Annotated in this window: 12 protein-coding genes and 1 pseudogene; all 13 read right to left on the bottom strand. The window is 58.0% G+C overall.

The genetic code is table 11. The features are described from left to right. Nucleotides 1-107: 107 nt before the first annotated feature. Nucleotides 108-1,034 (bottom strand): electron transfer flavoprotein subunit alpha/FixB family protein, encoded by a 927-nt coding sequence (locus M4578_RS25570; RefSeq protein ID WP_088652425.1) that lies wholly within the window; start codon nucleotides 1,032-1,034, stop codon nucleotides 108-110. Further along, nucleotides 1,034-1,792, bottom strand: coding sequence for an electron transfer flavoprotein subunit beta/FixA family protein (locus tag M4578_RS25565; protein ID WP_258095911.1), 759 nt, complete (start codon nucleotides 1,790-1,792; stop codon nucleotides 1,034-1,036). Before M4578_RS25565 ends, M4578_RS25570 begins: the two co-directional genes overlap by 1 nt. A 42-nt stretch (nucleotides 1,793-1,834) precedes the next feature. Beyond that, entirely contained in the window at nucleotides 1,835-2,617 is a 783-nt protein-coding gene (locus tag M4578_RS25560) for an enoyl-CoA hydratase/isomerase family protein (protein ID WP_028095212.1), read from the bottom strand. A gap of 11 nt (nucleotides 2,618-2,628) precedes the next feature. Then, on the bottom strand, nucleotides 2,629-3,405 hold the full coding sequence (locus M4578_RS25555) for an enoyl-CoA hydratase/isomerase family protein (protein WP_088652427.1): 777 nt from the start codon (nucleotides 3,403-3,405) through the stop codon (nucleotides 2,629-2,631). Between the two features lie 78 nt (nucleotides 3,406-3,483). Then, nucleotides 3,484-4,734, bottom strand: coding sequence for an ABC transporter substrate-binding protein (locus M4578_RS25550; protein WP_088652428.1), 1,251 nt, complete (start codon nucleotides 4,732-4,734; stop codon nucleotides 3,484-3,486). 97 nt (nucleotides 4,735-4,831) lie between these two features. After that, the gene (locus M4578_RS25545) at nucleotides 4,832-6,070 is read right to left on the bottom strand and encodes an ABC transporter substrate-binding protein (RefSeq protein WP_338054574.1); all 1,239 of its coding nucleotides are present in this window, start codon (nucleotides 6,068-6,070) and stop codon (nucleotides 4,832-4,834) included. Nucleotides 6,071-6,103: 33 nt separating this feature from the next. Beyond that, nucleotides 6,104-6,913, bottom strand: a complete 810-nt coding sequence (locus tag M4578_RS25540) for an ABC transporter ATP-binding protein (protein WP_100931425.1) — start codon at nucleotides 6,911-6,913, stop codon at nucleotides 6,104-6,106. Between the two features lie 10 nt (nucleotides 6,914-6,923). Beyond that, on the bottom strand, nucleotides 6,924-7,997 hold the full coding sequence (locus M4578_RS25535) for a branched-chain amino acid ABC transporter permease (protein WP_100931415.1): 1,074 nt from the start codon (nucleotides 7,995-7,997) through the stop codon (nucleotides 6,924-6,926). A gap of 3 nt (nucleotides 7,998-8,000) precedes the next feature. Beyond that, on the bottom strand, nucleotides 8,001-8,888 hold the full coding sequence (locus tag M4578_RS25530) for a branched-chain amino acid ABC transporter permease (protein ID WP_100931416.1): 888 nt from the start codon (nucleotides 8,886-8,888) through the stop codon (nucleotides 8,001-8,003). After that, nucleotides 8,889-10,808, bottom strand: a complete 1,920-nt coding sequence (locus M4578_RS25525) for an AMP-dependent synthetase/ligase (protein WP_088652431.1) — start codon at nucleotides 10,806-10,808, stop codon at nucleotides 8,889-8,891. Beyond that, nucleotides 10,801-11,607, bottom strand: a complete 807-nt coding sequence (locus M4578_RS25520; protein WP_258095910.1) for an ABC transporter ATP-binding protein — start codon at nucleotides 11,605-11,607, stop codon at nucleotides 10,801-10,803. Before M4578_RS25520 ends, M4578_RS25525 begins: the two co-directional genes overlap by 8 nt. Nucleotides 11,608-11,644: 37 nt before the next feature. Next, nucleotides 11,645-12,499: an SDR family oxidoreductase gene (locus tag M4578_RS25515; protein WP_028095203.1), complete on the bottom strand. Its 855-nt coding sequence runs from the start codon at nucleotides 12,497-12,499 to the stop codon at nucleotides 11,645-11,647. Nucleotides 12,500-12,604: 105 nt separating this feature from the next. Further along, nucleotides 12,605-13,339: pseudogene (locus tag M4578_RS25510) on the bottom strand (acyl-CoA dehydrogenase family protein); the annotation flags it as partial. Between the last annotated feature and the right edge of the window lie 101 nt (nucleotides 13,340-13,440).

Raw genomic sequence — 13,440 nt, 5'->3', positions numbered from 1 at the left:
CTACGAGCCCAAAATCGGTCCCTGTATGCTAAATCAAAGCCCGATTGCATGGAAATCGGCACAGCCAAAACGGTAGATCAGACGTTCCTATACTTTTTTGCAATGGCTTACAGCTTGTCGGTCAGTTCGGGCACGGCCTCGAACAGGTCGGCGACCAGACCGTAATCGGCAACCTGGAAGATCGGGGCCTCTTCGTCCTTGTTGATCGCGACGATGATCTTGCTGTCCTTCATGCCCGCAAGGTGCTGAATCGCACCCGAGATGCCGACGGCGATATACAGGTCAGGCGCGACCACCTTGCCGGTCTGGCCGACCTGCCAGTCGTTCGGTGCAAAGCCCGAGTCGACGGCGGCGCGGGATGCGCCAACGGCGGCGCCCAGCTTGTCGGCCAGTTTCTCGATCAGCGCAAAATCGTCTTCCGAGCCGACGCCACGGCCGCCCGAAACCACGATACCGGCCGAGGTCAGTTCGGGACGGTCGCTTTCGGCGACCTTGTCTTCGACCCATTCCGACAGGCCCGAAACGGATGCGCCGCCCACGGTTTCCACGGCGGCCGAGCCACCGGTGCCGGCCGCGTCGAAGCTGGCGGTGCGGAAGGACACGACCTTTTTTGCGTCGCCCGATTTCACCGTCTGGATCGCGTTACCTGCATAGATCGGGCGCTCGAACGTGTCGGCATCGACCACGCCGGAGACATCGGTCAGCATCATCACGTCCAGCAGCGCGGCCACGCGGGGCAGCACGTTCTTGGCGTCGGTGGTGGCGGGTGCCACGATGTGATCGTAGTCGCCTGCCAGCGACACGATCAGGTCGGCGGTCGATTCCGCCAGGCGATGACCCAGCGCGGGGTCTTCGGCGACCAGCACCTTGGCCGCGCCGTCGATTGTCGCGGCTTCTTTCGCGGCGTCGGCGGCAGACGCGCCGGCGCACAGAACCGTCACGTCGCCCAGGGCCTTGGACGCGGTGACCGCCTTTGCGGTCGCGTCCATCGATAGTTCACCATTGTTGACTTCGGCAAGAAGAAGAACAGCCATCACACCGCCCCCTTTTCCTTGAGTTTCGCAACCAGCTCGTCGACCGAGCCAACCATTTCACCGGCGGCGCGTTCGGCCGGCTCGGACGTCTTGACCACGGTCAGGCGCGGGGTGACGTCGACGCCATAGTCGGCGGCCGTCTTTTCATCCAGCGGCTTTTTCTTGGCCTTCATGATGTTGGGCAGCGACGCATAGCGCGGTTCGTTCAGGCGCAGGTCGACGGAAACGACGGTCGGCATCTTGACCTTGATGGTCTGCAGGCCGCCATCGACCTCGCGGGTGACGACGGCGCTGTCGCCATCGATGCCCACTTCCGAGGCAAAGGTCGCCTGGCTCCAACCGAGGATCGCCGACAGCATCTGGCCGGTGGCATTCATGTCGTTGTCGATCGCCTGCTTGCCGCAGAGAACCAGACCGGGCTGTTCCTCTTCCACGACCTTGGCAAGGATCTTGGCCACTGCCAGCGGCTCGATATCCTGGTGCACGTCATCCGCTGCGACGACCAGGATGGCGCGGTCGGCGCCCATGGCCAGTGCGGTGCGCAGGGTTTCCTGCGCCTGTTTGACGCCGATGGATACCGCGACGACCTCTTCGGCCTTGCCGGCCTCTTTTAGGCGGATCGCCTCTTCGACGGCGATTTCGTCGAACGGGTTCATCGACATCTTAACGTTGGCGAGATCGACACCGCTGCCATCCGCCTTGACGCTGACCTTCACGTTGTAGTCGATCACCCGTTTCACAGGCACGAGTACCTTCATTGGCGTGGTCTCCTTGAGTTTTGCGATAAGGTTTCAACCGAGCTAACGGTCTTTGAATTCTGGAGTTCTTTTTTCCGAAAACGCTTTCATCGCTTCGGGAAAGTCATGCGCGCACAGCAAAACGCTTTGGGCATCGCGCTCGATATCCAGCGCCTCGAGATAGCTGCACTCGGCTGCGGCGCGCATCACACGCTTGGCGGTCTGAACGCCAAACATCGGGTGCGTTGCAATCTCGCGGGCAATTTCCAACGCCCGTACTTCGACCTGGTTGGCCGGCACACATTCTTCGACAACGCGCAGGTCCCTAGCGGTGCGCCCGTCGATTTCACGGCCCGTGAGCACAAGCATCCGGGCCACGCCCGCACCGGCGCGCTGCTGAAGCAGCCAGCTTGATCCCGTGTCGGGACAACCGCCGACGCGTGCAAATACTTCGCACAGCCGGGCATCTTCGGCGGCAACGACAATGTCCGCCGACAAGGCCAGGCTGAGGCCCGCGCCAAAAGCCACGCCGCATACCGCAGAAATCAGAGGTTTGCGAAACAGATAGGCCGCGCGTCCGCCATCGTGAACCAGGTCCACCATTTCCGACGTCGCCCGCGCGCCTTTGGCGATCTCGGACTGAAACCCGACAAGATCGCCGCCGCTGCTGAAATGATCGCCGCCGGTCATGACAACGGCACGGATCGTAGCGTCCCGTTCGGCTTCGCGCAGGAGCGCCACCAGTTCTTCGACGAACCCGATGCTGTAAGGGTTGCGTTTTGTCGGCTGAAGAAAACGCAGGATTCCGACAGGGCCTTCCCTGTCCAGGCGAATAAGCTCAGTCATTCAAGTCTCCATCAGGTCCCGGTCCAGACGGGTGCTCGCTTTTCAGCAAAGGCCTTTGGGCCTTCAATCGCGTCGTTGCTGGCGTAAACCACCTCGTGCAGGCGCTTGCCCTCTTTCAGGCCACCCGCACAGCCCAGGTCCATGGTCGCGCGAACGCCGCCTTTGGCCGCAATCACCGAAAGCGGGGCCGCGCTGGCAATGCGTTTGGCAAGGTCGAAGGCCCGTGCGCGGACAGCATCGGGAGTGTCTTCGATATAGTTGGTGAACCCGTATTCGTGCAGGCGCTCGATCGGCATCAAATCGCCGGTCAGAACAATTTCCATAAGGATGGGCTGCGGCAGCATGGACAATGCTGGCGATGCCCAAGGCGATCCACGACCGATCTTTACTTCGGTAATGCCGACCTTGGTTCCCTTGAGACCGACCCTCAGATCGCAATTCAGCGTCAGCATCATTCCGCCCGCCATCAGCGACCCCGTCATCGCCGCGATGATCGGTTTTTTGCAGGCGCGCATGGTCTCGTGAAACGGGTCGCGCATCTTGGTCAGAATATCGACGCCCTCGTCGCGTGCGATTTGTGTAGCTTCCTTCAGATCCAATCCGGCGCTGAAAACGCCGCAATCGGCCGACGTCAGAATGGCCACGCGAACGCTGTCGTCCGCCTCGATCTTCTCCCAGGCGTCGGTCAGCCCGTTCGTCGCCGCCACAGAAAGCGCGTTCTTGCGTTCTGGCCGGTTGATACAGACGGTCGCAATGCCATCTTCAATCTTCACGTTAATGGGACTCATGATACCTGCTTCGTTTCTCTGAACAACTTGGGTGCGTAAAGCTTCCCCGCGATATGTTTACCGCGGGGAAGCTGTGTCCTACTCGACTTTGAAAGTCGCGGAGCTGTGCTTGATGACATCCCACACAACGTCGAGATAGTCGGCGCTCCAGTCGGTCTGCGGAACCCAGGTTTCGCCATTCCACTGCTCGACCCGAGTCTTGCCACCACCACCATGATCTTTGTCGGTCACTGTAACCGGGGCCATGGTGCCGTTTCCATCGAAGTTCTCGATCGATTCATAGGCATTCTTCATGCTTTCCGGTGTGATCGGCCAACCGTTTTCGGCAATCGCGATACGCGCGGCTTCAAAACCGACCGAATAAATCGCCATACCCATGTTATAGTACACGTCTCGCACCAGATTCTCGGGTCCGCTGCCCTTGCCATTGGCATAGTAGGTTTCCAGCATCGTCTTGACGATCGGAACTTCCTGGCCACCGGCCACGTTGGTTCCGCGCAAAATGCCTTTTGCCTCTTGTGCGCCAATGTTGGCGATATCGACCTCGTTGAGCCAGTTGACCGACAGGTAACGGTCGATCGGGAACCGGTTGCGGCGCATTTCCTTCGAGGCAACCACATGCCCGCCAGCCAGAAGCCAGCTGATCACGTAATCTGGCTTATCACGGCGGATATTGCTCCAGGCACCGGCCTGATCCGAACCGGGAAGCGGCACGGGATAAAGCTCCAGTTCGAACCCTTCCTTCTCGGAAAGCGTTTTCAGGATCTCGATTGGTTCCTGACCGAAGGGATAATCCAGATAGATGAACCCGATCTTCGCCTTGCTCAGGTCACCGCCCATCTGGCCCTTGATGAAGGCAACGTTATTTGCCGCCTGCTGCCAGTACGTCGGACCGACCGGGAAAACCCATTCGAACACTTCCCCGTCAACTGCATCGCCACGGCCAACGAAGGACTGCATCAGAACGTTGCCGTCCTTCATGGCACGCGGCAGAACCGCGTTCGTGACCGGCGTGGACAGAAAATTGAATAGGAACACACCTTCGCGCTTGAGCTGCTCATAGCATTCCACACCGCGCTGCGGTTCGTTGCCGTGATCGCGAACGATGATTTCTACCGGATGCCCTTCGATACCGCCATTTTCGTTGGTGTACATCGCCAGATCCTGGGCGGCCTGAGCCACCTGCGGCGAAATGAAAGTGTAGGATTTGCTAAGGTCGAAGCAGAGTCCGAAGCGGATCGGCTCCTTGTCCTGCGCTGCGGCCACAGTCGCGCTTGCTGCCAGCGCAGTAGCAAGGACTACTGCCTTAATGTGCTGTTTGACTTTCATGTTTTCTCTCTCCCGTTGGTTTGGTTTGGGGCGGTGATACCGTTTCGTAAACGCCGCTGCCGCCCCGCGTAGCGTCGCCCTTCCTGCTACCAGTCTTTCACTGCTCGTATTGTGACGAACTTTCTTTCACCACGTCCCACACGACGTCCGTGTACTCAGAGATCCAGTCGGTTTGCGGCACCCAAGTCTCCCCGTCCCACATCTCGATCCGGGTCTTGCCACCGCCGCCATGATCTTCGGCCGTCACCGTAATGGGGGCCATCAGCCCGTTCGCGTCGAATCCCTCAAGCGACTCCAGTCCCGCTTTGTAGGACTTTGCGGTAATCGGAAGGCCTTCGAGTTCTGCCGCCTTGCGCGCGGCTTCGAACATGATTGAATACATGGCCAGACCGGTGTTGTAGAAAACGTCCTGGGTCTTCTCAATCGGGCCCGAACCCTCGCCCTTGTCGTAGAGCTCGGTCATGATCTCCTGATACAGCGCGACGTCCTGACCGCCCACAACATTGGTACCGCGCTTGATACCCTTGGCGGCCTCGTCGCCAATATTGGCGATATCGACTTCGTTCAGCCAGTTGACGGAAATGTATTTGTCCATCGGGATGCGATTGCGCTGCATTTCCTTCGACGCAACCACATGCGCACCGCCAAGCATCCAGACAATCACATGATCTGGGTTGTCCCGGCGCACCTTGGACCACACACCGGCCTGGTCACTGCCAGGCAGTGGCACAGGGTAAAGCTCAAGCTTGAAACCCTCTTTTTCGGACAAGGTTTTGAGAATCTCGATCGGCTCCTGTCCGAAAGGATAATCGAAATACACAAACCCCACCTTCACGTCCGACAAGTCGCCATCATGCAATTGCTTTATGTAGGCAACATCATTGGCCGCCTGTCCCCAATAGGTCGGTCCGATCGGATAGACCCATTCGAAAACGGTGCCGTCGACGGCATCGCCTCGGCCGACAAGCGACTGCATCAGGATACGCCCGTCTTCCATGGCCCGCGGCAGGATAGCCAGAGAGACCGGAGTGGACAGGGTATCGAAAACAAAGACGCCCTCGCGGCTGAGTTTCGAGTAGCACTCGATTCCGCGCTGCGGTTCGTTCCCGTGGTCACGCACGATGACTTCGACCGGTTCCCCACCGATGCCGCCCTTCATGTTGATGAGCTTGGCAAGGTCCATCGCGGCCTGCGAAACCTGCGGCGTGGCAAAGGTATAGGCCTTGCTGAGATCGTAGCAGATGCCGATCTTGAATGGCTCGGCCAGCGCCTGGGTGCCGAACAGCGCCCCGCCAACCATTGAAAATACTGCCAGCGCTTTGGTAAGTCTCTTCATTTTTTCCTCCCTGAACAGTTTTCGAATAGTACGTTAGCTCAGCCAACGTTTGCGTCGGCTGTAGTGCTTGACGTTGTGAAAATCGGTCTCTCCGCCGCCTAGATAGAACTCCTGAATGTCGGAGTTGGATTTGAGCGCCTCGGCCGTGCCGTGCATAACGACGCGGCCGTTTTCGATAAGATACCCTTGCGAAACGATCTCCAGAGCTGCCAGGGCGTTCTGTTCCACCAGCAGGACGGACAGGCCCTCATCCTTATTGATCTTTTGCAGGATGCCGAAGATTTCCTCGACCAGGAACGGAGCAAGCCCGAGGCTTGGTTCATCAAGCATCAAAAGCTTCGGCTGGGTCACGAGGGCCCGCCCAATGGCAAGCATCTGTTGCTCACCACCCGACAAATAGCCTGCTTGGGAATTTTTGCGTTCGGCAAGCCGTGGAAAATAGGCGTAAATCTTGTCCTTTTCCGCATTCAGCGTCGATCGGGACATTCCGCGCGGCGCGGCGGCGGTCAGGTTCTCGTCGGGGGTCAGATGTTCAAAGACCCGCCGCCCTTCGATGACATGACAGATGCCCATCTCGACGCGTTTTTGCGCGGGCGCTTCGGTAATGTCCGTTCCCTGGAACGTTATCTCACCTCGGCTGATGCGTCCGCGCTCGGCCTTCAAAAGACCGCTGATCGCTTTCAACGTGGTACTTTTTCCAGCTCCGTTCGATCCCAAGAGTGCGATCATCTCGCCCTTTGGGACTTGGACCGAAACACCTTTGATCGCCAGTATTACATTGTCGTACAGTACTTCGACGCTGTTCATGGATAGAATGTTCTGGGCTTCAACTTTTTCTTGCATCGGCATTCCCCTATTTCTTGAACTGATCGAAGGGCCAAACCATCAGATAGTCTCTGATGTTGCCGTAGAGTTTTCCCAAACCGAGTGGTTCGATCAGAAGGATAATGACGATCAGTGCGCCATAGACTGCGTTCGGGATGTGAGCGAGTGTTTCAACATCGATCTGCATGCCAAGCCCGTCACTCAGCGTGACGACGAGACCATTCACGATACCCGGAACAAGAAGGATCAGGGCAACACCGAAATAGGAACCGATAATGCTGCCAAGGCCGCCAACAATCACCATCGCAAGAACCTGGATCGAAACGGCAACCGAGAATTGCTCGGGTGCGGCGAGAAAGAAAAAGGTGGCAACAAGCAACGCACCGCTGACGCCTGCGATGAACGAAGAAGTCGCGAATGCGAGGATCTTGTAGTAGAAACTGTTCACACCCAGGATCGCGGCCGCAAAGTCTTTTTCCCGGACAGCGACCAAGGCGCGACCGAGTCCAGTACGCTTGAGATTAAGCATGAAGATCGTCACCAACACACACCAGCCGAAGGCGACATAGTAGAAGCCAGTATCAGTGGTAATCTCTTGCCCGAGCAGCGCCAATGTCGGTGACTGGAGCGACGCGTGTGAGCCCCCCGAGATCGCCGGAGAGTGGGTCAGAACCCAGTCCATCACGAATTGCATCGCAAGAGTGGTAAGGGCGAGATACAGTCCCTTGACCCGCAAAGCGGCAAAAGCAAACAGGCTGCCGATCACGGATGACGTCAACCCGCCGATGATCAGGGCGAATTCCCACGGCACCCCGAAACGCGCGGCATGGATCGCCGAATAGGCGCCGACAGCCATGACCGCGGCATAGCCCAGGTGAAGCTGCCCCGCCCAACCTGTCACCAGGTTCAGCCCCAAAGCGGCGGCCGTCCAGATCAGCCAGGGAAGCAAGTAGCTGTTCAGGTAAAGCGACGGAATGATGAACGGCGCGGCAAGACCGATCAGAAAGATGAATGCTGTCAGATTTCTGTCGGCAGGCACCTTGAAGATACGGCTGTCCGAAACGTAGTCGGCGTGATGGACGCCGGAAAGTCTGTAAAACATCCCTTACACCCTTTCGATGTCGTGACGACCGAATAGTCCGTGCGGACGGATCATGACCGTGAGAATGAGCACGGCAGCGACGATAAGCTCACGGCTTCCGCCTCCGACAAGCGGATCGAGGAAATCAGCGCCAATGTTTTCGACGACACCTAGGATGATGCCTGCGATCACGGCGCCAAGGATACTGTCGAGACCACCGAGAACGGCAACCGTCAGTCCTTTGAGAAGCAACAGCGACAGCGCCTGATCGACACCCTGAATCTCACCCCAGATGACGCCAGCGGCGACGGCAACAACGGATGCCAATGCCCAGGACAACCCAACGCCGCGCTCAACCGAGATACCTACCGACCACGAAGCCATGTAATCATCCGCGATCGCCCGCAACTTGATCCCGGTCCGGGTTCGGAAAAACAGCATGAATGCGACAAACAAGGCGAGCGCAACACCGGCACCAACCAGATGGATGCGGCTGATGAAGATGTCGCCCAAAAACAGTGGATCATAGCTGACGCCCAACTCCATCGAACGTGACGTCCCGCCCCAAATCGCAAGCGTTGTACCCCGCAGGAAAATGTCGAGGCCGAGTGTCAGCATCAAGATCATGACGACCGGCCGACCTGCGAGACGGCGCAGAGCAACACGCTCAATGCCGAACCCAAGGCCGAACATGACAACCGCAGCCAGAGGGATGGCCAGCCACAAGGGTAAACCCACATCGCGCGCCAGCGCCAAGACCACATAGGCCCCGACCATGGTCAACCCGCCCTGCGCCAGATTGGGCACCGAAGATGCCTTGTAAATCAGCACAAGGCCGATGGCGAATAGCGAATACAGCAGACCCGTCAAGGCTCCGTTGATCGCAAGCTCTGATAGAAAGACCCAGTCCATTTATACCTCCCTGATGGGAAGGCTTCTTTCGACCTTCCCTACTTCCCCGGTCTCATAAGTCACCTGCGCGCTTACATGGACCTCTTTTGAACCGTCGTAGAGCGCCGCGATCACGTCGGCATAGCGTTCCTGAACGACCTTCCTCCGCAGTTTTCGTGTCCGTGTGATTTCACCATCGTCCGGGTCGAATTCTTTCGGCAGACTGACAAAGCGTTGCAGGCGCAATGGCTCGGTGACGGCCTTGTTGACCCGTTGGAACGCCTCGCGAAGCAACGTCGCGACCTCTTCACGCTGAGAAAGATCGGCATATGACACGTAAGGTACGCCGTTCACTTCGGCCCAGTGCCCCACGGCCTCGAAATCCACGCAGACCATCGCCGTCAGTTCCTTCAGCCCGGCGCCAATCACGGCCGCATCCTTGATATACGGGCTGAATTTCAACCGGTTCTCGATGTAGTTTGGAACGTAACGTTCACCGTCGGCGGTGTGCATGACCTCGGAGACACGGCCCAGAACAACCAGGTGTCCGTCGTCTTCCAGATAGCCGGCATCGCCGGTATGCAGCCACCCGCCCTCAAGCGCTTCGGCGGTCGCTTCGGGTTTGTTGAAATACCCTTCGAACACGCTGTCCGAGCGCACCAGGATCTCACCGTCTTCGGCAATGCTGACCTCGACGCCAGGCGCCGGTTTGCCAACCGTATGAAGACGGACCTCGCCCGGAGCCTGAATCGCGTTGATCGCGCTGTTCTCGGTCTGGCCGTAGAGCTGACGCAACTTGATCCCCAGGGCGCGGTAGAACACAAAGGTGTCTTCCCCGATCGCTTCACCGCCGGTGAACGCATTCTTTAGGCGGCTCATCCCGAACTGGTCCTTGATCGGTCCGAAAACCATCACCTCGCCCAGAAGCCGGCCCAATGGCTCAAGTACACCGCCGCTTTTGCCATTCAGCTTGTTCATTTCAGCTGCGATGGCCCGATCCATGAAGAAATGGTACAACCATTTCTTGACCGGGGTCGAATTCTCGATACCGACCTGGATCGTCGTCAGCATCTGGTCCCAGCTTCTTGGCGCCGCCAGATAGAATGTCGGAGCGATTTCGCGCATGTCGCGCACAACCGTTTCCTGACGTTCCGGCACGTTCACGGTGAACCGCCAAAGCAGGGCCGCCGCGACGGTAATGGCAAAATCGCCCACCCAGGCCATCGGCAGATAGGCCAGGATTTCCTCGTTTTCGTCGAATGCGCCCGCTGCATGCCCGTTCTTAGCGGCAGCAAGAACATTTTTCTGACTTAGAACGATACCTTTCGGCTCGCCCGTGGTCCCTGACGAATGCATGAAGATGGCCGGATCTTCGGGTTTTGCACGACCGTAAAGCTCTTCGCGCAGGCCGGGGGCTTCATTCAGATCGTGCTGACCGACTTCGATCAGGTGATCCCAGGACATCAGCCCTTCGACCTCATAGAAACCAAGGCCCCGCGCTTCGTCATAAATGATGTGGTCGATCCCCTCGGCGCCCGCGTCCTTCAGCTCCAGGATCTTGTCAACCTGTTCCTGATCTTCGGCGATGGCCGCGACGATTTCGACTTCGCCAAGAAAGTGCCGGAGTTCTTCGAGCGTCGCGCCGGGATAGGCAGGCATTGCATAGGCACCCAGCAACGAAATAGCCAGCATTCCGCCATACAGCCGCGCCCGGTTGTCGCCCAGGATAAGCACCGCCTTGCCCGGTGTTACGCCGATTTTCTCAAGCCCGGCCGCGCAGGCCAGCACCTCTTCGGCGTATTCCGCCCATGTGGTTTCCTTCCAGATCCCACGCTCTTTTTCGCGAAGCGCGATTTCCGAACCGTGTTTCGAGGCGTTCCGCGCCAGAATTGCGCCGATCGTGTCGCTGCCCGAAGACTGTTTCTTCGTCAAATCAGTCATGCGACCCTCCGATATATGCCTCGATGACCCGCGGGTCCTTCACAACCTCCTTGGGGATGCCACTGGCGATCATTTCACCATAATTCAGGGCCAGCATCCGATCACAAATGCCGGTGATGACATCCATATGATGTTCGATCAGCAGAACGCTGACGCCGCGTTCGGCACGGGCATCCAGAATGAAACGGGACATATACCCTTTCTCTTCCTGGTTCATGCCGGCCATCGGTTCATCGAGAATCAGCATCTGTGGCTCGGCCACCAATGCCCGCGCCAGCTCGACCCGCTTTTTCAACCCGATCGGAAGACCATCGACCAACTCATGCCGAATGCTCTCGAGCTGTAGAAACTCGATCACCTCCTCGACGATTTTACGGTTCTCGATTTCTTCACGCTGTGCTGCCAACCAATATAGCGCCGTACGCAAAACGCCTGGGCTCATGTGGATGTGCCGCCCGAGCAGGATGTTGTCCAGAACGCTCATCCCGTTGAACAGAGCAAGATTTTGGAACGTTCTTGCAACGCCGAGCTTGGCAACCTTGTGAGGCGCCGTACCCGTAATGTCGTTTCCTGCCAGCCGGACCCTGCCCTCGTTTGGCGGGTAAAATCCGGTAATTGCGTTTGTTAGCGTTGTCTTGCCGCTGCCATTCGGACCGACAAGTCCAAAGATTTCCCCTTGTCGAATAACGAGGTCAACACCGGTGACAGCGACGATGCCGCCGAACCGTCGCTCGATCCCGCTGCACTCCAGTATCGCCCCATCATCGGCTCCGATTGCTGTTTTAATCTTTGTCGTCATCTAGATCTCATTGTCCCCCTAAGGTTCACGGCCAACATCAGGTAATCCGGAAGTAGTCCGGCCGCCCCGTTGGCCATGGATCCCCCCACAATTGCTGCCCACCGTCGATGTTCAGAACTTCACCGGTTACGAATTTCCCTGAATTGGCCGCCATATAGACAACCCCTTCAGCGACATCCCATTCGTCCCCGGCGTGCCGCATCGGGTTGGAGTCCTGAAATGTCGCAGAACCCTCCGGAGGGTAGTTCCCGAAACCGTTGCTTTCGCAGCAACCCGGCGCGACGCAGTTCACTCGGATATCGTGCGGGGCCCACTCCACCGCAACCGACTTGGACAGGTAAACTACCCCTGCCCGGGCCGCACAGGTATGCGCGATGCCGGGCATGCCGCGCCAGATATCGGCCACGATGTTGACGATGGAGCCTGGTTGCTTGTTGGCAACCCAGTGGCGCGCCGCGGATTGCATCATCCACCAGGTGCCGTTGAGGTTGGTGTCTATGACCGCATTCCAGCCCTTTGGACTGAACTCCAACGCAGCTTGCGGAAACTGACCCCCAGCATTGTTCACCAAAACGTCAATCGCCCCGAACTCCTGGTTCGTCTTGGCGACAAAATCCTCGACCTGCTCAGGCTCCCGGATGGTCATAGGCACAGCGAAAACTTCGCCCCCGAAACTTTCAAGGAACTCCTTGGCCAAAGCCAGTTTCTCTTCGTTGCGTCCATTGATCGCCAGATTGGCCCCGAGCCTTGCGAACAGGGTCGCAATTGCCAGCCCCAATCCGCCTCCAGCGCCGGTCACCACAACGATTTTGCCGGTGAATAAACCGCTTGCGTAAACGGTTGCACGTTTTGATAGGTCCTCCCTCGAAGACCCAAACTGCGTCTTATTCATGACGCCTCCTCCCATTCCCCATTAGGGGCAGTTGCCAGTAATCTAACGGGTGTTAGAAAAATGGTCAAGACACCTTTTCCCACCAGCCCCGCCCGTCATCTCCGATCAGTAAGACTTTGGAAGCCCAAGGGCTTTTTCTGCTATGAACGACAAAAGCATCTGCGGTGTCACCGGTACGATGCGGAACAGCAGAGCCTCCCGTACCAGTCGCTCCACGTGATATTCCTTGGCGTATCCGAATCCGCCAAATGTAATTTGCGCGGCTTCGGTCGCCTCGACCGCGGCGTCGGCGGCCAAAAGCTTGGCAGCGTTCGCCTCGACGCCGCAGGATTCTCCCGCATCGTAGAGGGCTGCAGCGTGCATCACCATGAGATTGGCAGATTCCACCCGCGCCCAGGCTTTGGCGAGCGGATGCTGAACACCCTGATTTTGGCCGATTGGGCGGTCAAAAATCACACGTTCGTTTGCATAATGCGCCGCGCGCGCCAGTGCGTTGCGCGCAATACCGATACATTCGCCGGCCACCAGGACGCGTTCGGGATTCAACCCGTGCAAAATTTGTCTAAAGCCTTTGCCCTCCTCCCCGATCAGGTCCTCAGCCGGAATCGGCAACCCATCGATGAAGACTTCGTTAGAATCGACAGCCTTTCGACCCATCTTTTCGATCTCTCGCACGTCAACGAAATTTCGGTCGAGATCTGTATAGAACAGGCTCAGCCCTTCGGTCGGGCTGCTCACATCCTCAAGCCGCGTTGTTCTGGCCAGAAGCAACATCTTGTCTGCCACCTGCGCGGTAGAAATCCAGACTTTTTGTCCGTGCACGACATATCTGTCCCCCCGCCACTTCGCAACGAGCTATGCTGGGAAATGGGTGACGGTGTTTGAGAAGGCGGCGTATCGTGGCGGGTGTCGAAGCCTGCCAGAACTTCCAGAAGGAACGA

This window comes from Salipiger pentaromativorans (assembly GCF_024721115.1).
GTDB classification, from domain to species: domain Bacteria; phylum Pseudomonadota; class Alphaproteobacteria; order Rhodobacterales; family Rhodobacteraceae; genus Salipiger; species Salipiger pentaromativorans.
The sequence above is the reverse complement of the archived record's forward strand: the minus strand, read 5'-3'. Positions and strand labels throughout refer to the sequence as shown.